This window comes from Streptomyces sp. NPDC057939, assembly GCF_042887545.1.
Lineage (GTDB): Bacteria > Actinomycetota > Actinomycetes > Streptomycetales > Streptomycetaceae > Streptomyces.
In genome coordinates this window covers 17,453-39,276 of the sequence record NZ_JBHVPG010000044.1, presented here as the reverse complement: position 1 = coordinate 39,276, position 21,824 = coordinate 17,453, and the positions used below count along the sequence as shown (strand labels likewise).

At 73.1% G+C, this 21,824-nt stretch carries 20 protein-coding genes; 4 read left to right on the top strand and 16 right to left on the bottom strand.

The features are described from left to right. Position 1: 1 nt before the first annotated feature. The 6 genes from hydA to ACFVS6_RS33135 all read right to left on the bottom strand — a co-directional run bounded on the left by hydA (position 2) and on the right by ACFVS6_RS33135 (position 6,377). A complete protein-coding gene (gene hydA / locus ACFVS6_RS33160) occupies positions 2 to 1,402 on the bottom strand; it encodes a dihydropyrimidinase (RefSeq protein WP_389709788.1) in 1,401 nt (466 codons plus the stop codon). 10 nt (positions 1,403 to 1,412) lie between these two features. Beyond that, positions 1,413 to 2,666 (bottom strand): aspartate aminotransferase family protein, encoded by a 1,254-nt coding sequence (locus ACFVS6_RS33155; RefSeq protein ID WP_389709818.1) that lies wholly within the window; start codon positions 2,664 to 2,666, stop codon positions 1,413 to 1,415. Positions 2,667 to 2,704: 38 nt separating this feature from the next. Then, positions 2,705 to 3,547 (bottom strand): nitrilase-related carbon-nitrogen hydrolase, encoded by an 843-nt coding sequence (locus tag ACFVS6_RS33150; RefSeq protein ID WP_389709786.1) that lies wholly within the window; start codon positions 3,545 to 3,547, stop codon positions 2,705 to 2,707. Between the two features lie 167 nt (positions 3,548 to 3,714). Beyond that, entirely contained in the window at positions 3,715 to 5,463 is a 1,749-nt protein-coding gene (locus tag ACFVS6_RS33145; RefSeq protein ID WP_389709784.1) for a hypothetical protein, read from the bottom strand. A gap of 45 nt (positions 5,464 to 5,508) precedes the next feature. Beyond that, positions 5,509 to 5,889, bottom strand: a complete 381-nt coding sequence (locus ACFVS6_RS33140) for a PPOX class F420-dependent oxidoreductase (protein ID WP_389709782.1) — start codon at positions 5,887 to 5,889, stop codon at positions 5,509 to 5,511. Between the two features lie 119 nt (positions 5,890 to 6,008). Continuing rightward, the gene (locus ACFVS6_RS33135) at positions 6,009 to 6,377 is read right to left on the bottom strand and encodes a hypothetical protein (RefSeq protein ID WP_389709780.1); all 369 of its coding nucleotides are present in this window, start codon (positions 6,375 to 6,377) and stop codon (positions 6,009 to 6,011) included. A 469-nt stretch (positions 6,378 to 6,846) separates the two neighbouring features. Between ACFVS6_RS33135 and ACFVS6_RS33130 the strand changes: the two genes are divergently transcribed. After that, positions 6,847 to 7,092 (top strand): hypothetical protein, encoded by a 246-nt coding sequence (locus ACFVS6_RS33130; protein ID WP_389709778.1) that lies wholly within the window; start codon positions 6,847 to 6,849, stop codon positions 7,090 to 7,092. Between the two features lie 128 nt (positions 7,093 to 7,220). Here the strand turns inward: ACFVS6_RS33130 and ACFVS6_RS33125 are convergent, their stop codons facing one another. Continuing rightward, positions 7,221 to 7,472, bottom strand: a complete 252-nt coding sequence (locus tag ACFVS6_RS33125) for a helix-turn-helix transcriptional regulator (protein WP_356876293.1) — start codon at positions 7,470 to 7,472, stop codon at positions 7,221 to 7,223. Positions 7,473 to 7,536: 64 nt separating this feature from the next. On the opposite strand from ACFVS6_RS33125, the gene map reads away from it, so the two are divergent. Continuing rightward, a complete protein-coding gene (gene map, locus ACFVS6_RS33120; protein WP_389709776.1) occupies positions 7,537 to 8,304 on the top strand; it encodes a type I methionyl aminopeptidase in 768 nt (255 codons plus the stop codon). Positions 8,305 to 8,330: 26 nt separating this feature from the next. Here the strand turns inward: map and ggt are convergent, their stop codons facing one another. From ggt to murJ, 7 genes are all read right to left on the bottom strand, one after another. After that, positions 8,331 to 10,130 carry a gamma-glutamyltransferase gene (gene ggt / locus ACFVS6_RS33115; protein ID WP_389709774.1) on the bottom strand — a complete coding sequence of 600 codons (1,800 nt, stop codon included), beginning with the start codon at positions 10,128 to 10,130 and terminating at the stop codon, positions 8,331 to 8,333. A gap of 150 nt (positions 10,131 to 10,280) precedes the next feature. Next, positions 10,281 to 11,090, bottom strand: a complete 810-nt coding sequence (locus ACFVS6_RS33110) for a hypothetical protein (RefSeq protein WP_389709816.1) — start codon at positions 11,088 to 11,090, stop codon at positions 10,281 to 10,283. A gap of 182 nt (positions 11,091 to 11,272) precedes the next feature. Next, entirely contained in the window at positions 11,273 to 12,532 is a 1,260-nt protein-coding gene (locus ACFVS6_RS33105; RefSeq protein ID WP_389709772.1) for a cytochrome P450, read from the bottom strand. A gap of 66 nt (positions 12,533 to 12,598) precedes the next feature. After that, positions 12,599 to 13,120 (bottom strand): hypothetical protein, encoded by a 522-nt coding sequence (locus ACFVS6_RS33100; RefSeq protein ID WP_389709771.1) that lies wholly within the window; start codon positions 13,118 to 13,120, stop codon positions 12,599 to 12,601. Continuing rightward, positions 13,117 to 14,571, bottom strand: coding sequence for an ATP-binding protein (locus ACFVS6_RS33095; protein WP_389709770.1), 1,455 nt, complete (start codon positions 14,569 to 14,571; stop codon positions 13,117 to 13,119). The genes ACFVS6_RS33100 and ACFVS6_RS33095 overlap by 4 nt, the downstream gene beginning before the upstream one ends. Positions 14,572 to 14,577: 6 nt before the next feature. Further along, a complete protein-coding gene (locus tag ACFVS6_RS33090) occupies positions 14,578 to 15,258 on the bottom strand; it encodes a response regulator (RefSeq protein ID WP_389709768.1) in 681 nt (226 codons plus the stop codon). A 39-nt stretch (positions 15,259 to 15,297) separates the two neighbouring features. After that, on the bottom strand, positions 15,298 to 16,995 hold the full coding sequence (gene murJ / locus ACFVS6_RS33085; protein WP_389709766.1) for a murein biosynthesis integral membrane protein MurJ: 1,698 nt from the start codon (positions 16,993 to 16,995) through the stop codon (positions 15,298 to 15,300). Positions 16,996 to 17,296: 301 nt separating this feature from the next. Between murJ and ACFVS6_RS33080 the strand changes: the two genes are divergently transcribed. Both ACFVS6_RS33080 and ACFVS6_RS33075 read left to right on the top strand, forming a co-directional pair. Further along, a complete protein-coding gene (locus ACFVS6_RS33080) occupies positions 17,297 to 18,514 on the top strand; it encodes an Ig-like domain-containing protein (protein ID WP_389709764.1) in 1,218 nt (405 codons plus the stop codon). 146 nt (positions 18,515 to 18,660) lie between these two features. Further along, positions 18,661 to 20,250 carry a CocE/NonD family hydrolase gene (locus ACFVS6_RS33075; protein ID WP_389709762.1) on the top strand — a complete coding sequence of 530 codons (1,590 nt, stop codon included), beginning with the start codon at positions 18,661 to 18,663 and terminating at the stop codon, positions 20,248 to 20,250. 40 nt (positions 20,251 to 20,290) lie between these two features. Here ACFVS6_RS33075 and ACFVS6_RS33070 read toward each other — a convergent pair whose 3' ends face one another. Beyond that, positions 20,291 to 21,169 carry an amino acid ABC transporter permease gene (locus ACFVS6_RS33070; RefSeq protein ID WP_389709760.1) on the bottom strand — a complete coding sequence of 293 codons (879 nt, stop codon included), beginning with the start codon at positions 21,167 to 21,169 and terminating at the stop codon, positions 20,291 to 20,293. Then, positions 21,166 to 21,810 (bottom strand): amino acid ABC transporter permease, encoded by a 645-nt coding sequence (locus tag ACFVS6_RS33065; protein ID WP_389709758.1) that lies wholly within the window; start codon positions 21,808 to 21,810, stop codon positions 21,166 to 21,168. The genes ACFVS6_RS33070 and ACFVS6_RS33065 overlap by 4 nt, the downstream gene beginning before the upstream one ends. Positions 21,811 to 21,824: the final 14 nt, after the last annotated feature.

Below are 21,824 nucleotides of genomic sequence, written 5' to 3'. Positions count from 1 at the left end.
CTTACAGGTACTGGCAGGTGGAGCGGTGGACGAAGGCCCCGTGACCGGCCCGGCCGGTGTACTCGCGCCGGTCGATGACGAGTTCGCCGCGCGAGAGGACCGTGTCGACGCGTCCGGTGATCCGCCTGCCCTCGTACGCCGAGTAGTCCACGTTCATGTGGTGCGTCTCGGCGGAGATGACCTGCTCGGCGTGCGGATCGTAGAGGACGATGTCGGCGTCGGAGCCCGGCGCGATGGTGCCCTTCTGCGGGTAGAGGCCGAACATCCGGGCCGGGGTCGCGCAGGCGATCTCGATCCAGCGGCGGCGGCTGATGTGCCCGTCAAGGACGGCCTGGTGGAGGAGGTCCATGCGGTTCTCCACCCCCGGCAGCCCGTTGGGGATCTTCGAGAAGTCCCCGCGGCCCAGCTCCTTCTGGCCCCGGAAGCAGAACGGGCAGTGGTCGGTGGAGACCACCTGGAGGTCGTTCGTGCGCAGCCCCCGCCACAGCGCGGCCTGGTGCTCGCGCGGCCGCAACGGGGTGGAGCAGACGTACTTGGCGCCCTGGAAGTCGGGCTCCGCGAGGTTGTCGGTGGACAGGAACAGGTACTGCGGGCAGGTCTCCCCGAAGACGGGCAGGTCCTTGTCACGGGCCGCGGCGAGCTCCGCGACGGCCTCCGCCGCGGAGACGTGCACCACGTACAGCGGGGCGCCGGCCACCCGGGCGAGCTGGATCGCCCGGTGGGTGGCCTCCGCCTCCAGCAGGACCTTGCGGACCTCTCCGTGGTGGCGGGGGTCGGTCTCGCCGCGTGCCAGGGCCTGTTCGACGAGGACGTCGATGGCGATGCCGTTCTCGGCGTGCATCATGATCAGCCCGCCGTTGCCTGAGGCCCGCTGCATGGCCCGCAGGATCTGCCCGTCGTCGGAGTAGAAAACGCCGGGGTACGCCATGAACAGCTTGAACGAGCTGACGCCCTCCTCGACGAGGAGGTCCATCTCCTTGAGGGTGCCCTCGTTGACGTCCGAGAGGATCATGTGGAAGGCGTAGTCGATCGCGCAGTTGCCGTCGGCCTTGGCGTACCAGGTGTCGAGTCCCTCGCGCAGGGAGCGGCCCACGCTCTGCACGGCGAAGTCGACGATGGTGGTGGTGCCGCCCCAGGCCGCGGCCCGGGTGCCGGTCTCGAAGGTGTCCGAGGCTGCGGTGCCGCCGAAGGGGAGTTCCATGTGGGTGTGCGCGTCGACGCCGCCCGGGATGACGTACCTGCCCGAGGCGTCGATCGTGCGGTCGGCCGTCCAGGCCCGGGCTGCGTCCGAGCCGTGTGCGGCGAGGGCCGCCACCCGGCCGTCCTCGATGAGGACGTCCGCGTGGAGCTCGTCGGCGGCGGTGACGACCAGCCCGCCGCGGATCAGGGTGCGGATGCTCATGTGAATCCCCCTACGTGATGCTGCGGAGCGCCTGTTCGAGGATGGCGGCGCCCTCTTCCGCCTCGGCGACGGTGAGGGACAGCGGCGGCGCGATGCGCAGCACGCTCGTGTCGTGGCCGCCGCCCTTGCCGAGCAACAGGCCGGCCGCGCGGGCGGCCTCCAGGACGGTCGCGGCGGCTTCCGGGGCGGCCCGGTCGGTGCCGGGCACGGTCAGTTCCAGTCCGGCCATCAGGCCACGGCCGCGGACCTCCCGTACGGCGGGCACGTGGGCGGCGATGGCGCGCAGCCGTTCCAGGAGCAGGCCGCCGACCCGGCGGGCGTTGCCCTGGAGGTCGTGCTCCAGCAGGTAGGAGAGGTTGGCGAGGCCGGCGGCCATGGTGATCGGGGAGCCGCCGAAGGTGGAGATCGAGTTGGCGTCGAGGCAGTTCATCACCTCGGCGCGGGCGACGACGCCGCCGATGGACATGCCGTTGCCGATGCCCTTGGCGAAGGTGAGGATGTCCGGGGGGCCGTTCCGGCCGTGGGCCTGCCAGCCCCAGAAGTGTTCGCCGGTGCGACCCCAACCCGTCTGGACCTCGTCGCTGATCCACAGGATGCCGTGCCGGTCGAGGACCTCGCGGAACGCCCCGTACAGCCCGTCGGGCGGGGAGGTGAAGCCGCCGACGCCCTGGATGGGCTCCGCGATGAGCGCGGCCACTCCCCCGCGGGCCTGTCCGAGCACGTCCTCCAGGTCGGCGACGGCCGCCGCGGTGAACTCGGCGTCGGGCAGCGCCGCGAAGGGGCCCCTGGAGCGGACGGCGCCGTGCACGTAGTACGTCTGGAGCGGCGAGAGGCTCGTCGGGGACCAGCCGCGGTTGCCGGTGATCGAGACGGTGGAGAAGGACCGGCCGTGGTAGCTGTTGCGCATGGCCAGGATCTGGTTGGAGCGGCGGTACGTCGTCGCGAGGAGCAGCGCCGCGTCGTTGGCCTCGGTGCCGGAGGTGGTGAAGAAGACCCGGGCGTCGGGGATGCCGGACAGGGCGGCGACCCGTTCGGCCAGTTCGATCATCGGCCGGTTCAGGTACAGCGTCGAGGAGTGGATGATCCGGCCGGCCTGTTCGGAGACGGCCTTGGTCACCTCGGGCAGGGCGTGCGCGGTCATCGTGGTGAGGATGCCGCCGAAGAAGTCGAGGTAGCGGTTGCCGTCGGCGTCCCAGACGTGGCGGCCCTCGCCGTGCGTGAGCTCGATGGGACGGTCGTAGTACAGCGCGAGCCAGTCGGGCATGACGGTGCGGTGGCGGCTGTGCAGGGGAATGGGGTTGGTCACGGCTGTACGAGCCCTCCGTAGGCGTCGGGGCGACGGTCGCGGTAGAAGGCCCACTGGTCGCGGACCTCCTTGATCAGATCGAAGTCGAGGTCGCGGACGAGGAGTTCCTCGTCCTTGTCGCTGGCGACGTCGCCGACGAACTTGCCCCGCGGGTCGACGAAGTAGCTGGTCCCGTAGAAGTCGTTGTCGCCGTACTCCTCACGGCCGACGCGGTTGATCGCGGCGATGAAGTACTCGTTGGCGACGGCGGAGGCGGGCTGTTCCAGCTGCCACAGGTGCGCGGAGAGGCCTCGGTGGGTGGCGGACGGGTTGTACACCAGCTGGGCTCCGGCCAGGCCCAGCTGACGCCACCCCTCGGGGAAGTGCCGGTCGTAGCAGATGTAGACGCCCACCCGGCCGACGGCCGTGTCGAAGACGGGCCAGCCGAGGTTGCCCGGGCGGAAGTAGTACTTCTCCCAGAAGCCCTTGACCTGGGGGATGTGGTGCTTGCGGTACTTGCCGAGGTAGCTGCCGTCGGCGTCGATGACGGCGGCGGTGTTGTAGTAGAAGCCCTCGGACTCCAGCTCGAAGACCGGTACGACGATGACCATGCCGGTCTCGCGGGCCAGGTCCTGCATCCGGCGGACGGTGGGGCCGTCGGGGACGGCCTCGGCCCAGCGGTAGTGCTCGGGCTCCTGCACCTGGCAGAAGTAGGGGGCGTTGAACACCTCCTGGAAGCCGATGATCCGCGCACCCTGGGCAGCCGCCGCGCGGGCGTGCTCCTCGTGCTTGGCGATCATCGACTCGGTGTCGCCGGTCCAGGTGGCCTGGACGAGTGCGGCGCGGACGACTTGGGCCATGAGCTGCTCCTCGCGACGGGAACGCCGACTTCTACGCACGTAGACGGGGTGCGTAGGGAGTCGAAGGTAGGCCGCGTCCCAGCCCGGGGCAAGACCGCCGTGCGCAGTTGGAGTAGTCGATCAAGTTACGTCGCCACACGGTCGTTTACGGTCGACGGGCGGGCGGTTCAGGCATCGGGAAGTCCGGCCACCCGCAGGGCGTGCGCGAGGTCCCGGTGCCGGGTACCGGGCTGGGAGCGGGCCGCGTGCAGCAGCCGCGGCACGAACCAGCCGGGGTCCCGGCGGGCGAGGGCGGCGGCCTCCTCGGCGGTGCGCAGTCCCACGAAGGCCCCGAGCAGGGCTCGGGCCTCGCGCTCCCGGCCCGCGCCCCCCAGGGCGAGCGCGACGTCCGCCACTTCGGCGGCGGGGCGGGCGACGCCCTGCCGCAGCAGCCGGCCGCAGTCGGTCTCGCGGCCCGCGTCCCCGAGCGCGGCGGCGACCTCGGCGAGCCGGGCGGGCGGCAGCGAGGCCGCCTCCCACAGCAGCGTCGCCCAGTCGGAGGCGAGACCGGCCCGGCCGAGCCCGGCGGCGAGGGCGGGCAGCAGCGGGGCGGGCCAGCCGGCGGCCTCGCACAGCAGGGCGTGCGCCTCACCGCCCCGACCCCGGGCCCGTAGATCGAGGAGCCGCGCCACGAAGACCGCGACCGGGGCCCGCGCCGGGCCGGGGGCCGCGCCGGCCTCCGGGGCCGGCGCCGGCGCTCCGGGCACGGCGCCGTCGTACGCGACCGGGGTCTCCGGTGCGGTGTCCGGGACGCCGTAGCGGGCGCCTCGGGGCGCCGGGAGCGCCGCGTCCGGAGCGGGCGCGGCGGGATCCGCCGGTTGCCCCGGCGGCGGGGCGAAGGTCGGGGGCTGCGCGCTCGCCGCCCCCGCGTACCGGGCGCCACCGGAACGCCGCGCCCCACCGCGCGGCCACCATCCCTCGGCCCGCCCCGCCGCGGCGCTGCCGGGAGCGACGGGGGTCGCGGACTCGGCGGGGCGCCCATGGGCCGCCCGCGGGCGGGGTACGGCGGGCAGCGGCTCGACGGGGGCACGGTCGACGGGCGCGTGGTCCGCGGGGGCGCGGTCGACGGGGGCACGGTCGACGGGCGCGTGGTCCGCGGGGGCGCGGTCGACGGGGACACGGTCGACGGGCGCCCGGTCCACGGGCGCGTGGTCGAGGGGAGCCCGGCCGGCGAAAGCACGGTCCACGGGCCCGTGGTCGGCCGGTGCACGGTCGCCGGAAGCATGGCCGGCGGAAGCGCGGTCGACAAAAACACGGTCGCCGGGAGCGCGGTCGGCGCCCGCCGGCACGTCGGGTTCCGCGAACCACGTCGCCGCCGGGGCGGGGGCCGGACGGGCGGGGTGGGGGCGGGGGGCCGGTACGCGCAGGGGGGCCGGTGCGTACACGCGGGCCGTCAGGTCGGCGTGCCGCGCGGCCGCGCGGGCGGCGTCGTCCCGGCTCCAGGACAGCTCCCGCGCGAGCGCGGCCGCCTCCGCCGGGTCGGCCCCCGCCCCGAGCCTGTCGGTCAGGGTCCGCACCGCCGCCTCCGAAACGGCCCGCTGCTCGACGGCGGCCGCGAGCAGCGCCGGCAACTCCCGCGCCCCGTCCGGCGTGGCGTCCCGGGCGGCCACCGCCGCCGCCCGCAGCCGGGCGCCGTACTCGGCCTCGCGCGCCACCGCCCCGGCGCCGGCGGCTCCGGCACGGCCCGCGAGATCGGCGAGCAGCGAGTCCACCACGTCCCACGGCGGCACCGCGACGCCCTCCAGACAGGCCCGCATCCCCTCGGGGTCCCGCCGCAGGAACTCCCCGTACCAGCCCGCCCCGGGATCCAGTCTCTGGGTCAACCCCCGCAGCCAGTTGGCGAGTTGTTCGATCACCAGTGAAGTCGGCGTCTCCATGACCGCATTGGATCCCACCTGTGTTACGGGCGGGCTACGGGAGTCTCAAAGCTTGACGGCGATCCCGGTGTGCGGCCGCTTGCCGCCCCGCGCCAGCGCGGCGGGTACGTCCACCATCCAGAACTGCCAGGTGTACTTGCGCCGCATCAACCGGCGCACGCGCTTGAGCCCCTCCCCGTCCAGCAGTCGGGCCTGACCGTCCAGCACGGGGGCTCCCGCGACGATACGTCCGCGCACGTCACAGGCCACGACGGTGACCCTGCTGTCGTTGCGGATGCGCTTGACCTTCCAGGAGTCGCTGCGCGTCCACACGTACAGTTCGCCGCCGTCGGCGACGGCCCAGACGGGGGTGGCGACGGGGGTGCCGTCCTTGCGGAAGGTGGTGAGGCTCACGTACCGGGCCCGGCCCAGTTGTTCAAGGGACATGGGGTGAGCCTAGGACCTGTCGCCGAACTCCCCCAGCCCGTCCCCTCCGGATCGGTTCGCCGGGTCGTCGCGCCGGTGCGGCCCGGGACGCGGAACTCGCCGCCCGGGCCGGGTGGGCTCTACTTCTGCGGTCCGCCCCGGTGCGGGAGGACCACGTCGCCCGGGTCGGGGGCTTGGGTGCGGTCGTCGGGGACGGAACAGGCGGCGAGGAGCAGTCCGCCCGCGAGGAGGGCCCCGAGGAGCCCGAGGCCGAGCCGTTTCGACGCGTTGGCCGCGTTGGCCGCGTTGAGCACGTTGAGCGCGTGGATCGGTGGGGCGGGGTCGAGGGCGTGGACCGGAGGGGTCGCGTCGGGTTCGGCGGTCGGGGCTGCCGCGATGGGGGCAGCCGCGGTGGGGGCAGTGGTGACGGCGCCGGCCGCGATGGGTGCGCCGGCTGCGTTCGTCGCGTTGGCGGCGTGCGTTGCCTTCGTTGCGTTCGTTGCTGACACGCCCTCACGCTTCCCCCGCGACCCGGCGGTCCCTCACCGATTGGGCTGATCGGCCGTCGGACTCTCCCCGGGCGGCGGCCCGGAACCGCACCCTGTCGGATCATCCCACCGGCGGCGTACGGTGGCCGGGCGCGGCGCCGGTTCCCCCCGCCGATCGGGGTCGGTGTTGCGCCGGAGGGAGTCACGATGGCCGGGAGGGCGGCGCACGTGTGCCGTGACTGCGCGCACGGGAGGGGTGTCCACGTGCCCTCGCTGGGCCGGTGCCTGGGCGTCGGGGGCGGCCCGCCCTGCGACTGCCGGCTGTTCCGGCGCGCGGACGAGCCCGAGCCCGCGCGGCAGGAGGCGACGGAGCCGGCCGAGCCGCCGTGCGCGGAGTGCCGGTCGCCGTTCGGCGCGTGCCGGTGCGAGTCCTGGTGGGAGCGGCAGCGGTCGCCGTTCGCGCCGTGCGGCGGATGAGGCGGCGGGTTCGGTGAGCGGGGGCGACTGGTTCCTGTCGGTCTTCGCCACGGCGCCGCTCGCCCTGTTCGCGATCGGCCTCACCGTCGCCACCGTCCTCCGTCGCCCCGACCCTCCCCCGTGCGAGAGCTGCCTGCACGGCTTCGACGAGCACGGATCGGGCCGCTGCGCGGGGCACGGCAGCCCGTGCCCGTGCCCCGGCCACCGCACGGAGTGGACGGACCGTCCCGGTCGGCCGCCGATCGGGTGCGGAGGCTGAAGGGCCCTCGCCGCACGCGAACGCCGGGCACGGATGCCCGGCAGCACACGTCCCGCGTCGCACGTGGGGCCTCACCCGTAGGACGTCACGCGCCGAGCCTCACCCGTAGGACGTCGGACGTCCCGGTCTCAGGCCGGCACGAGGGCGCAGCGCCGCATCACGTCGTCCAGGGACAGTCCGAGGGCGCCCGCGAGCGCGGCCACCGTGAAGAAGGCCGGGGTCGGGGCCCGGCCGGTCTCGATCTTGCGGAGGGTTTCGGCCGAGAGCCCGGCTCCCGCCGCGACCTCGACCATGCTGCGGGCGCCGCGGGCCTCGCGCAGCAGGGCGCCCAGACGCTCGCCGCGTTCACGCTCTTCGGGTGTCAACGGGGTACGGACCATGGGGCCAGCATACCCCGGACCCCGATTACTATCCCGGTAAAGTTATACCGGTATAGTTATTGGCATGGTGAAACTGAAGACGAACCCCGAGATCGACGAGATGCGCGAAGCCGGCCGGGTGGTCGCGCACGCCCTGGCGGCCGTGCGGAGCGCGGCCGCGGTCGGGGTGTCCCTGCTGGAACTGGACCGTACGGCGCGCGAGGTGCTGGACGACGCGGGCGCGACCTCGCCCTTCCTCAGCTACCGGCCGCAGTTCGCGCCGGTGCCCTTCCCCGCCGTGGTGTGCGCCTCGGTCAACGACGCCATCGTGCACGGCATCCCCGACGACTACCGGCTGCGCGACGGCGACCTGGTCAGCATCGACTGCGGGGCGCAGCTCGGCGGCTGGGCGGGCGACTCGGCGATCAGCTTCACGGTCGGTCGGGCCCGCCCCGCCGACCTGCGACTGATCGCCACGGCCGAGGAGGCGCTCGCCGCCGGCATCGCCGCCGCCCGTCCGGGCAACCGGATCGGCGACATCGCGCACGCGGTCGGCAGCGTCTGCCGCGCCGCCGGCTACGGCATCCCCGACGGCTTCGGCGGCCACGGAATCGGCCGCAGCATGCACGAGGACCCGGGCGTCCCCAACGAGGGCCCGGCCGGGCGCGGGATGAAGCTGCGCGCCGGCATGGTCCTCGCCATCGAGCCGATGCTGACCGCCGGCGGCACCGACGACTACACCTGCGACCCCGACGGCTGGACCCTGCGCACCGTCGACGGCAGCCGCGCCGCGCACGCGGAGCACACGGTCGCGATCACCGCCGACGGCCCCAGGATCCTCACCGCTCCGTAGGTCCCGGGGCCGTCGACCCCGCGGTGCTACGGCTTGCCGTGCGGGTGGACGACCATCGCCGACCCGCCGCCGCGGCGGGAGGTCTCGGCCGCCGCGAGCCAGCGGCCGTCCGGGAGGCGTTGGACCCCGGTGGCGGCGCCGATCTCGGGATTCTGCCGGAAGCCCTGGCCGAGGGCCTCCAGTTCGGCCCTCAACGGGCTGTTCCACAGGCCCGGTTCCAGTTCCGTGGTGGTCTGATTGCGCTGGCTGGCGCGCGGCGCCGCGATGGCGTCGACCAGCGGCAGCCCCCGGTCCAGGTGGCCGAGCAGGGTCTGCAGGACGGTGGTGATGATCGTCGCGCCGCCCGGGGAGCCGACCGCCAGCACCGGGCGCCCGTCGTCCAGCACGATGGTCGGGGACATCGACGAGCGCGGGCGCTTGCCGGGGCCGGGCAGGTTCGGGTCCGGGACGCCCGGGGCGGCCGGCGCGAAGGAGAAGTCGGTCAGCTCGTTGTTCAGCAGGAAGCCCCGCCCCGGAACGGTGATCCCGCTGCCGCCGGTGGACTCGATGGTCAGGGTGTACGACACGACGTTGCCCCAGCGGTCGGCGACCGTCAGGTGCGTGGTGTTCTCCCCCTCGTACGTGGTCGGCGCCGCCTGCCCGGTGGTGGCGCAGGGCACGGGCCGGCGCGGGTCGCCGGGGGCCAGCGGGCTGGTCAGCGCCCGGTCGGGCCGGATCAGGCAGGCGCGGGAGTCTGCGAAGCGCTGCGAGAGCAGGTCACGGGTGGGGACGTCCACGGAGGCCGGGTCGCCCACCCAGCGGCCCCGGTCGGCGAAGGAGATCCGTGAGGCCTCGATGAAGCGGTGCAGGTACTGGCTCTCGGAGAGCTTGCGGACGTCGGAGCGCTCCAGGATGTTCAGGGCCTCGCCGACGGTGGTGCCGCCGGAGGAGGAGGGCGCCATGCCGTACACGTCCAGGCCGCGGTAGCCCACCCGGGTGGGTTCCTGCCGCTTCGTCGCGTACGAGCGCAGGTCGGCGGCGGTCAGGTCGCCGGAGCGGACGTTGCGGACGGCCGCCGGGTCGACCGGGGGCTTGCGGACGGTCCGGACGATGTCGTCCGCGATCGGGCCCCGGTAGAGGGCGCCGGTGCCCTTGCGTCCGAGTTCGGCGTACGTGTCGGCCAGGTCGGGGTTCTTGAAGGTGGAGCCGACGACGGGCAGCGCCCCGCCCGGGAGGAACAGTGCGCGGGTGTCCGGGAAGTCCCTGAACCGCTCCTCGTTCGCGGCCGTCTGGGCCCGGAAGGTGGCGTCGACGGTGAACCCGTCGCGGGCCAGTTTCTCGGCGGGCTTCATGAGTTGGCGCAGCGGCCGGGTGCCCCAGGAGTCCAGGGCGCTCTTCCAGGTGGCGGGGGTGCCGGGCACCCCGACACCGCGCCCGCTGGTCTGGCCCTCGGCGAAGGGGATGGGGACGCCGTTCTCCTGGAAGAGGGTGTCGGTGGCCGTGGCGGGGGCGGTCTCGCGGCCGTCGATGGTGTGCACGCGGCGGGTGCGGGCGTCGTAGTACACGAAGTAGCCGCCTCCGCCGATTCCCGCCGAGTAGGGCTCGGTGACGCCGAGCGCCGCAGCGGTGGCGACGGCAGCGTCCACGGCGTTGCCGCCGGCGCGCAGTACGGCGATCCCGGCGGCGGAGGCGTCCGGGTCGACGCTGGCGACGGCCCCGCCGTACCCGGCGGCGACGGGCACCTTCGGCGGGGCTCCGGGGGACGACGGCGGAGCGGCCGCGCCGGTGGAGACGAGCGCTCCGACCAGGGCGAGCAGTGGTAACGAACGTGCGGCAGGACGGTGCATGGCGGACCTCCGGTCGACAACGTCCGCAGAGCCTAGCGGTCGCCCCGCCGCCGCGTCAGGGGACCGGCCCGCCGCCCGGGCCCGGTCCCGAACCCGACGGCCCGGCACCGACCCCGACGCGGGCGGACGGCCGGGCCCCAGGGCCTGTCGTCAGGATCCCGTCGTCGCCCGGACGCCGCGAGGCGGACGGGAGTTCGACGACAGGTCCTGGCGGACGTTCCCGGCGGTCAGTGCCTCCAGGGCCAGCCCCATCGCCCGGTCGAAGCCGGCGCCGATGAGGGCGCCGTCGGTGGGCAGGCCGAGGCCGGGGTGGTCGCTGGCGACGAGGAGGGTGGCGGCGCGCATCCCGGAGAGGCGGGCCGCGGTGAGGACCGCCGCGGTCTCCATGTCGATGCCGGACACGCCGGTGCGCCGGCATTCCTCGACGAGCGCCGAGTCCTGCGTGTAGACGGCGTCGAGGGTGTGCACCAGGCCGTCGCGCAGGGTGCCCGGGGCGGTGTCGTGCAGGGCTCGTACGAGCTGGTGGTCGGCGACGGCCGGGTAGCGGCCGGGGCACAGGGCGGCGCTGGTCCCGTCGGCGGAGACAGCGCCGGTCGGGACGAGCAGGTCGCCGCAGCGCAGGTCGTCGGCGACGGCTCCGCAGTAGCCGACTCCGACCAGGCTGCGCACGCCGCGGCCGGCCGCCGCCTGGATGGCCATCGCCGCGGCGGGAGCGCCGAGCTTGGCGTTGAGGACGGCGATGCGCCGGCCCGCGTACACGCCGATGGAGACCGTGCGGTAGCGCTCCTCGATCTTCAGGTGCTTGTCCCAGACACCGGAGTCGTAGAGGTCGGGGTTCTCCAGGGGCAGGACCGCCTCGGCCGGCAGCGGGCCGTCGACGTCGGCGAAGAGCCAGTCGTCGGCGATGGAACGGAAGGCGGTTCCCCAGTCCGGCCGGTCCCCGGTCGGTGCGTCAGGCATGTTCACGGCTTTCTCCACGGGTCGGTACGTCGGCGTCGCTGCGCCGTGGCGGGGCGGACCCGTCCCCGTGCGGTCCCCGCCCCGGGTGGATGTCCGTCTCCGGCCGCGTGAACGACGACGTGCGCAACATTGTCCCCGGAACGCCGGCCGGCGCCCTCGGCGGGGTTCGGCCGGCGGCTACCTCACGCGGGCGGCCCGGACACCCGCAGCGGGAGCCGGGTGATCCCGTTGATGAAGTTCGACACCAACCGGCGTGGCGGTCCCGCCAGTTCGGGTGCGGGTAGCGACGTGCGCCATTCCTCGTGGAGGACGCGGAGCTGGAGGCGGGCGAAGTGGGCCCCGAGGCAGACGTGCGGGCCGTCCCCGAAGGAGACGTGCGGGTTGGGCGAGCGGGCCGGGTCGAGGCGGTGCGGGTCGGTGAAGACGCGTTCGTCGTGGTTGGCGGAGGCGTGGAACACCACCACCTTGTCCCCCGCCCGGATCCGGGCGCCGGCGAGGACGGTGTCGCGACTGGCGGTGCGGCGGAAGCTGAGCACGGGCGGGTGGACGCGCAGGAGTTCGTCGACGGCCCGGTCCACGGGCGCGCTGCCGTCGGCGAGGCGGCGGTATGCGTCGGGGTGGTGGGCCAGGGCGAGGAGACCGCCGGGGGCCGCGCTGCGCACGGTGTCGTTGCCCGCGACGGTCAGCAGGAAGAAGAACATCTCCAGTTCGGCGGGTTCCAGACCGGCCTGCGCGAGGGAGGTCATCACGTCCTCGCCGGGGTGGGCGCGTTTGTACGCCGCCAGCTCCCCGGCGTACGCGAACATCTCGCCGAGCAGGGCCGGGGAGCGGGGGTTCAGCGGTGTTCCGTCCGGGCCGGTGACGGGCTCGGGCGCGTCCTCGGGGTCCTGGTAGCCGATGATCCGTACGGTCCACTCCAGCAGCAGGGCCCGGTCGGCGGGCGGGACGCCCAGCAGGTCGGTGAGGTTCAGCAGGGCGTACTCGTCGGTGACGGCGGCCACCACGTCGGTGCTGCCGTCCTCGGCGTGGTCCCGGGCGGCGGCGAGGAGCGTACGGGCGCGGTCGCGGGCCCGGGCTGCGAAGGCGTCGACGCGGGCGGGGGTGAAGGCGCGGGCGACGAGGCGGCGGAGCCGGCCGTGTCCGGGCGGATCCTGGTTGAGCATGGTGCTCCGCAGGAACGGCAGGTCGGCCGGGTCGGGGTCGCGGATCTGGGTGGCGCCCGCCCAGGAGGAGTACGTGGCGTGGTCGCGCAGCACGCGTACGACGTCGGCGTGCCGGGTGACGGCCCAGAATCCGGGGCCGGCGGGCCAGCCCTGGATCTCGGGCTCGGCCTGCCAGGAGACGGGGTGCCGGTCGCGCAGGGTCCGGTAGCGCTCGTGCGGGACGCCTTCGGCGTAGACGCGGGGGTCGAAGACGTCGGGGACGTCGGCGGCGCGTTGCATGGTCCACACGGTGGCGGGCGGGCGGGACGTCCGCAAGGGGGCCGGGCGGGAGGTCGCGGCGGCGGGTCAGTGCTCCGGGTGGCAGCGTTCGGGATCCAGGGCGGTGTCGGTGCCGTGCAGGAAGACCTCGTGGTCGGTGCCGAGGGTGGAGGTGGCGCTGCACACGAGCTGGCCGCGGGCGACGGCGTCCAGGCCGGCGACCGGGAAGGGCAGGCGGACGTCCAGGCCGTCGTCGGCGACGGGCACGACGGACACGGCGGCGACGTCGGGGCCCTCGACGGCGGGCAGTCGGGTGCCGAGGCCGGCCCGCAGTTCGGCGCGGCCCGGGCCGCGCAGCAGCCCGAGGACGGCGCTCAGCGGGCCGCTCGTCGCGCTCCGGGGCTGCGGTGAAGGAACCAGCCGACCGTCGGGGCCGACGAAGAAGGCGAGCGGGCCGCGGGCGGGCGAGGCGACGGCGACCCGTGCGGGCGCGCCGCTCTCGACGACGCCGGTGGGGGCTATCCCGCAGGCGGTGAGGAGCAGGGGGCCGGTGAGGGCCATGCCGGCGAGGGCGGTGGTGCGGCGGCCGGGGGCGGGCGTGCGGGTCACGCGACGGCCTCCAGCGGCATGTCGACGGTGAACACGGCGCCGGCGGTGGGGGCGTTGGCGGCGCGCAGGGTGCCGCCGTGGAGGCGGACGTTCTCCAGGGTGATGGCGAGGCCGAGGCCGCTGCCGGCGGAGCGGGTGCGGGCGACGTCGGCCTTGAAGAACCGGTCGAAGATGTGCGGGAGCACGTCGGGGGCGATGCCGGGTCCGCTGTCGGTGACCTCGATCAGCAGGCGTTCCCCGTCGGGGTGGGGTTCGGTGCGGACGCGGATCCGTACGGGTGCGGAGCCGTGTCGCAGGGCGTTGCCGACGAGGTTGGCGAGGATGACGTCGAAGCGGCGGGGGTCGAGGCGGGCCCGGATGTCCCGGGGAAGGTCGGCGGTCACCCGGTCGTCGTCCCAGTGGCGCAGTTCGAGGGTCTTGCGGACGGCTTCGGCGATGTCCACGTCGTCGAGGTTGAGTTCGGCGGCGCGGGCGTCGAAGCGGGAGATCTCCATCAGGTCCTCCACGAGCACGGCGAGCTTCCCGGTTTCGGAGCTGATCAGGCGCAGGGCCTTGGCGGTGTCGGGGTCGAGCTGTTCGGCGTCGGCGTCCTCGTCGAGTACTTCGGTGACGGCGAGCATTCCCGCGAGGGGGGTGCGCAGTTCGTGGGAGACGTCGGAGGCGAAGCGGCGGGCCCGGACCTCGGCCTCGCGGAGTTCGGTGACGGACTCCTCCAGGGCGCGGGCGGTCTCGTTGAAGGTGCGGGCGAGGCCGGCGAGTTCGTCGGAGCCCCGGACCTCGATGCGGGTGTCCAGTCGGCCGCGCCCCAGGTGGGTGGCGGCGCGCCGCATGTCCCGCACGGGTCGCAGGACGCTGCGGGCGGCGAGCAGGGCGGGGATGACGGCGATGGCGAGGCCGGGGATGGCGCCCTGGCGGGCGGCTTCGACCATGGCGTCGACGGTCTGTTCCTCGGCGCCGAGCGGCATGACGGCGTAGAGGACGACGCCGGTGGGTCGGGCGGGGCCGTCGCCCGAGTCCATGACGGCGGGCATGCCGATGGTGAGGTAGGACTCGCCGCGGCCGTCCTCGACGCGCTGGAAGGCGCCGTGCGGGTTGGCGGCGACCTGGCGGCGGAGCCGGTCGGTGAGTACGGCGGAGGTCGCGGGGGTGATGTTGGAGGAGGCGCGCAGGGTGCCGTACTCGCCGAAGACCACCCAGGGGTGGGGTTTGCCGCGTTTGCCGATGTCGGTGACGAGGCGTTGCAGCTGGTGCTGTTCCATCGGCAGCGCGAGGGTCTGGCCCTCCAGCTGGTCCCGCAGGGTGCTGACGGCGGTGTCCTGGCTCTGGGTGAGGATCGCCGTGCGGGCCCTCTGGTAGGTGAGTGCGGCGGTGCTCACCGCGCTGATCGCGGCGACGAGGAGGAACGCGGCGATGAGGCGGGTGCGCAGGCCGAGGGGGGCGAGGTTGCGCACGGTCGGCTACAGCGGGCCGAAGCGGTAGCCGAAGCCCCGCACGGTCTGTATGTAGCGGGGGCTGCCGTCCGGGTCCTCGATCTTGTTGCGGAGTCGGCGCACGCAGGCGTCCACGAGCCGGGCGTCGGCGTGGTAGCTGTGCTCCCACACGTACTCCAGCAGTTGTTGCCGGGAGAAGACCTGCTCGGGCGAGGCGCTGAGGTGCAGCAGCAGTTTGATCTCGCTGGGGGCGAGGGCGACGCGCTCGCCGTTCTTCGCGACGGTCAGTCCGGCGCGGTCCACGGCGAGCTCGGCGTGGTGCTCGATGCCCTGGCGGACGGTGGTGTCGCCGAGCCGGCGCAGGACCGCCTTGATGCGGGCGTCGATGATTTCGGTGCGGACCGGTTTGACGACGTAGTCGTCGGCGCCGGCTTCGAGGCCGACGACTATGTCGAAGTCGTCGCCGCGCGCGGTGAGCATGATGATCGGGACCTCGCTGGTCTCGCGGATCCGGCGGCAGACCTGGACGCCGTTGATGCCGGGCAGCATGAGGTCGAGCAGGACGAGTTCGGGGTGGAAGCCCACCATGAGGGCGAGGCCCTCCTCGCCGGTCTCCGCGGCCCGCACCTCGTGGCCGCGGCGGCGCAGCCCGAGTCCGACGCCTTCCCGGATGGAAGGGTCGTCCTCGATCAGCAGTACGCGTGGCATCCGGTCAGTATCCCCAGAAGGTCGGTGGCTTTCCTCCCGCTAACGGCCGATCCGGCGCCGCAGGGAGTTCAGCAGGTCGGTGATCTCCGTCAGGCGCAGCGGCCCGGCGAGGACAACGACGACGAGCACGATCGTCGCGGTTCCCGCGCAGGCGGCGGCGATGTCGCCGAACCGGTCGGCGCCGCGCGCGGCGGCGTACCCGACGGCGCCCGCCGGCAGGCAGGCGGCGAGCAGCCGCAGGTGGGTCCGTACGGCGGTGTCGGCGGCCCGCACGGTACCGGCCGCGGTCGCGGGCGCGGGGCGCGGGCCGAGCCGTCGGGCGAGGGCGTACGCGGTGACGGCGGCGCCCGCCGTGAAGGCGACGGTGGTGGCGGCGGCCATGCCGGTGACCGCCCAGCGGGTGGGGAGCAGGAAGTACGCGGCGGCCGACAGGGCGGCGTTCAGCCCGGCGATGACCAGGTTGAGGAAGAAGGGGGTCCGGGTGTCGGAGAGGGCGTAGAAGGCGCGGGAGAGGACGTACTGGCCGGAGAAGGCGATCAGGCCGGGTGCGAAGGCGACGAGGATGCCGGCCATGACCTCGACGTCGGCGGCGGTGGTGGCTCCGTGGCCGAAGACGCCGCCGATCACCCAGGGGGCGAGGACGGCGAAGACCGTGGCCGCGGGCACCACGAGCGCGGCGCTGGAGCGCAGCGCGTAGGAGACGTCCCGGCGCACGGCCGTGAGGTCGCCGTCGCCGGCGGCGGCCGCCATGCGGGGGGTGAGGGCGGTGACGAGGGAGACCGTGATGATGCCCTGCGGGACGACCCACAGTTGGTAGGCGTTGCTGTAGGCGGTGTAGCCGACTCCGGCCGCGAGGCCCGCCCGGTCGGCGACGTCCCCGGCGGTGGTGGAGAGGCGGGTGATGACCCAGTAGGCGATCTGGTTGGTGAGGACCAGCAGGACGAGCCAGCCGGCGTTGCGCAGTGGGCGGGCGAGGCCGCTGCCCCGCCAGTCGAAGCGGGGGCGCCAGCGGAAACGGGCGGCGCGCAGCGACGGGAGCAGCGCCAGGGCCTGGATGACGATGCCGGCGGTGGTGCCGATGCCCAGGAGGCGGGTCTCGGCGGCGGTGAGGCCGTCGGGGGCGTCGTGCGAGAGGGCGAGGAAGAGGCCGAAGACGGCGATGACGACGAGGTTGTTGAGGACCGGGGTCCACATCATGGCGCCGAAGCGACCGCGGGCGTTGAGCACTTGACCGAGCAGGGTGAACAGGCCGTAGAAGAGGATCTGCGGGAGGCAGAACCGGGCCAGGGCGACGGTGGTGTCCAGCCGGTCGCCGTCGTAGGGGGTGTACGCGCCGACGATGGCCGGGGCGGCGAACACGGCGACGGCGGTGAGCGTGACGAGGGCGACGGTGCAGGCGGTGAGCAGCCGGTCGGTGTAGGCGGCGCCGCCGTCCGCGTGTTCCCTGGCCGCGCGCACCAGCTCGGGGACGAAGACGGCGTTGAGGGCTCCGCCGACGAGCAGCATGTACAGGATGTTGGGCACGGTGTTGGCGACGGCGTAGGAGTCGCCGAGCCACAGGACGCCGAGGGCCGCGACGACGACCGCGGAGCGGACGAAGCCGGTGGCGCGGGAGACGATCGAACCGGCGGCCATGAGGGCGCCGCTGCGCATCAGCGAGCCGCCGCCCCTGACGGGGTCCTCGGTGACGGTGGGCCCGGCGGGTGCCGCGGCCGGACTCGCTCCGGTGGCGGTCATCGGGGCCTCCAGGTCGGTGACGCCTCGACGGGGCGTCGTCGGGCGGGCGGAAGTTGGAGCGTATCCGTCCGTCCGGCACGTCCCGGAGGGGGGTCTTTCGCGGGCGGATCCCCGTCCGGGTAGGGCCTTTCGACCCTGCTTCCACGGCGAAGGTCCCGGACGGGGAGCGGGAGGGGGGCCTTGAGGGGCCCCGTGGACGTCCGGGAAAGATCGTCCGGATATTTTCCGCAAAACGCGCAACCCGAAGGCGTCCCGTGCGCTCCTTGCTTACGGACGATCGATACTTTCGGAGGGGTTTTCGTTGAGCCGCACACGCCGTACCGCACTGCCGCGTCGTCGGGGCCGTCACGCCACGCTGGCGGGCACCGCACTCCTGGCCGCCGCGCTGACCGCCTGCGGGGGCGGTTCGGACGCCGGTGGGGACGGCAAGGCCGAGATGAAGCAGAAGCCGGCCATGGCGGTGTCGGTGAACCTGACGGGCGACCAGGTCAAGGCGGGCGAGCCCGTCACGGTGACGGTGGCCGAGGGCAAGCTCGCGCAGGTGAAGGTGACGGACGGTAAGGGCGGCGAACTGCCCGGGCGGATATCCGCCGACGGGAAGAGCTGGACCTCCGAGCGCAACGCCTCGCCGGGCACCGAGTACAAGGTGGAGGCGCAGAACACCGACAGCCGGAGCGCGAACACCCAGTTCAAGACCTCGGCGGCGGACAAGGTGAACAAGGTCTCGATCAACATCCCCAAGGGCAGCACGGTGGGTGTCGCGATGCCCGTCTCGCTCGTCTTCGACAACCCGGTGAAGAACAAGGCCGAGGTGGAGAAGCAGCTGAAGGTGACGGCCTCGGACAACACCGAGGGATCGTGGGGCTGGTTCAAGGACTACTCCGGCAAGGACCGGGTGGACTGGCGGCCCAAGGAGTACTGGAAGTCCGGCACGGACGTGAAGGTCGAGATGAACCTGAACGGTGTGGACTCCGGCCAGGGCGGCGGGCTGTTCGCCCGTGACTACAACACCGAGTTCAAGATCGGCAAGGACCGGCGGATCGAGGTCAGTCTCGACACGAAGAAGCTGTCGGTGACCGAGGGCGGTCAGGTGGTCAGCACGATCCCCGTCTCGGCGGGCACTCCCGGCGGCCAGAAGGCCTCGTGGTCCGGGAAGATGGTGCTGATGGCGAAGGAGGGCACCATCCGGATGGACTCCCAGACGGTGGGCCTGGGCGACTCCTACGACAAGATGGTCGACTACTCGATGCGGCTGACCCGGTCGGGCATGTACGCGCACGCGGCCCCGTGGAACTCCGCCAACTTCGGCAACGCCAACACCAGTTCCGGCTGCGTGGGCATGAGCGACGCCAACGCGAAGTCGTTCTACGGGCAGGTGCAGGTCGGCGACCCCTTCGAGGTCGTCGGCAAGGGCTCGAAGGGTAACGCCGAGCTCGGCAACGGCTACGGCGAGTGGAACCTGTCCTGGGACGAGTGGAGGGCCAAGAGCGCGCTGGGCGCCGGCGCGCAGAACGGCTGACCCCGGCGGGGGCCTCCGCTCCCCCTCCACCGTGTTGACTATTGGTCAATTGTTACCACCACGTAACTTACTCACGGGTTACCCCGAGTAAGCCCCTCCCGTTACCGTCGGGTCACTTTGACACCGGCGCACGTGAGGAGCGACCGATGCCAGTCCGCACCACCACCGCAGCAGCCGTGGCGGGCATGCTCGCCGCCGCCGCCCTGGGCCTGGCCCCCCACCAGGCCCAGGCGGCGTCGGCGACCGTGCCCACCGCTGCCGCCGCCGCTCAGCCGGAGCTGCGCTTCCACGACATCCCCGGCTCCGGCGGCATCACCCTCAAGGGCAACGTCTTCACCCCCGCGGGTGCCGTTCCCGGCCGGACGTACCCGCTGATCGTGCTCCCCACCAGCTGGGGCATGCCGCAGATCGAATACATCGCCCAGGCGCGCAAGCTCGCCGACTCCGGCTACGTCGTGGTCGGTTACACCTCGCGCGGCTTCTGGCTCTCCGGCGGCGAGATCGAGACGGCCGGCCCCGCGGACGTCGCCGACGTCTCCGCCGTCATCGACTGGGCCCTCGCCACCACTCCCGCCGATCCCGCCCGCATCGGCCTGGGCGGGGTCTCGTACGGCGCCGGGATCAGCCTGCTGGCCTCGGCTCACGATCCGCGGATCAAGGCCGTGGTCGCGCTCAGCGGCTGGGCCGATCTCATCGAGTCCATCTACTCGGGACGCACCCAGCACCTCCAGGCCGCCGGCCTGCTCGGCGCCGCCGGCGCCATCACCGGCCGCCCCGGCCCGGAACTGCGCCAGATCCTCGGCGACTTCCTCGGCTCCAAGCTGGACAAGGAACAGGCGATGATCGACTGGGGCCGCAAGCGGTCCCCCGCCGAGAAGGTCGACCGGATCAACGCCAACGGCGCCGCCATCATGCTCGGCAACGCCTGGGGCGACACCATCTTCCCGCCCAACCAGTACGCCGCCTTCTACGAGAAGCTGACCGGCCCCAAGCGCCTGGAGTTCCGCCCCGGGGACCACGCCACCGCCGAGGCCACCGGCCTGCTCGGGCTGCCCAACGACACCTGGACCAACGCCCACCGCTGGTTCGACCGCTACCTCAAGGGCGAACGCAACGGGGTGGACACCGAGGCCCCCGTCCAGATCAAGTCCCGCAGCACCGGCGGCTACGAGGGCTACACCGACTGGAAGTCGGTCGGCTCCGGCGGCACCGAGCGGATCGCCCTCGCCGACAGCGAGCACGTCTTCGCCAACGTGGACTCCGGCGCCAACGGCGGCATCGTCATGCTCTCCAACCTGCTCGACCAGTTCCTGAAGACGCCCCCGATCGCCTCGATCCCCCTCCTGCCCCGCTCCTTCGCCGCCGTCTGGCAGTCGCCGCGCTACGACGAGGAGCGCCGCGTCCGCGGCACCGTCCGGCTGCACACCACCGTGACGCCCACCAAGGGCGACGGCACGTTCGTCGCCCACCTCTACGACGTCGGCCCGCTCGGCCTCGGCAAGCTCGTGACCAACGCCCCGTACACCTTCCACGGCAAGACCCCCGGACAGGCCTTCGGGGTGGACCTGGAGCTCTTCTCCACCGCCTACGACGTACCCGAGGGCCACCGGCTCGCCGTCGTCGTGGACACCGTCGACCCGCTCTACATCGAACACAACCCGACCGGCGCGCAGCTGACCTTCTCCTCGCCGCGCACCGATCCGAGTTGGGTCTCCGTGCCGCTGCGCGAGCAGTGATCCACGGCTGCTGCCGGGCGGTGGGTGCGCCCGCGCGCCGCTACCTCCCCGGCAGCAGCCCTCCCGGACCGGCCTCCGGGACGGCCACCGCCTCGGTCTTGGGGTTGCCCCGCTCGCGCCGGGCCACCCAGGTCGCGAACCAGGACAGCAACATGCACATGCCGATGTAGATCGGCGAGATGATCATCACCACGGGGATGAACGGCAGGTCGTAGTCCAGGTTGGAGGCGATCAGCTTGCCCGCGTGCAGGAACTCCTCGTAGGTGATCAGGTAGCCCAGCGAGGTGTCCTTCAGGGCCACCACGAGCTGGCTGATGATCGTCGGCAGCATCGCCCGCACGGCCTGCGGGGCGAGCACGTACGTCATGACCTGCGTCTTGCGCATGCCGAGCGCGTACGCCGCCTCGCGCTGCCCCTTCTCCACGGCGTTGATGCCCGTGCGGAAGACCTCGGCCAGGACCGATCCGTTGTACAGGGTCAGCCCGGCGACCAGGGCGGGCAGCGGCTGGACCTTCAGCGCCACGAAGATGAAGAAGATCATCACCAGCACCGGCATGGCCCGGAAGAACTCCACGCACAGCGTCGCCAGCCAGCGCACGGGCCGGTGGACCGAGAGCCGGCCGCAGGCGAGCACCGCGCCGAGCAGGAGGGAGAGCACCGAGGCGTAGACGAAGGCCTTGAGGGTGTTCCACAGACCCCTGAGCAGCAGTTCCTGGATCCCCTCGTAGGTGAAGGGGCTCCACTTGGCGGCGGTGAACTGCTCGGTGTCGAACAGCAGGTAGAGGATCCAGGCCAGCAGCCCGAGGATCAGCACCGTGGAGCCGATCCCGTAGAACAGGTGCCGGCGTCGGGCCCGCGGGCCGGGGATGTCGTAGAGGGCGGAGGACCCCAGGTCCCCGTGCAGCCCGTGCGCGGTCATCGGGCGACTCCGAAGCGCTTCTCCAGCACGTGGAAGAGCAGGCTGATGGACAGGGTGATGATCAGGTATCCCACGGCGATCCAGACGAAGGTCCAGATGATGCTGTAGCCGAGTTCGTTGAGGGTCTTGTAGGTGCCCAACAGTTCGTTGACGCTGAAGGCGCCGGCGATGGCCGAGTTCTTGGCGAGGGCGATCAGCGTGGAGCCGACGGGCGGGATGACGGAGCGGAAGGCCTGCGGGAGGATCACCGACCCCAGGTTCTGCTCGAAGGACATGCCCAGGCTGCGGGCCGCCTCGCCCTGCCCCTTGGGCACCGTGTTGATGCCCGAGCGCAGCACCTCGCAGATGAAGGCGGAGGTGTAGCAGCCGAGGGCGAGGACGGCGAAGAGCTGGAAGGGCAGGACGATCCCGAAGCGGGGCAGGCCCAGCAGCACGGCGAAGAAGAGCAGGGTGAGGGGGGTGTTGCGCAGCACGGTCACCCAGACCGTGCCGAAGACGCGGAAGGATCCGACGGGCGCGACCCGGAAGGAGGCCATCAGGAAGCCCAGTACCAGGGCGAGGAGGCTGGCGTAGACCGTCAGCTCCACGGTGCCCAGGAAGCCCTTCCCGTAGAGGGCGAAATTGTCGGTGAGTACGTCCATGGTGGTGCGCTCTC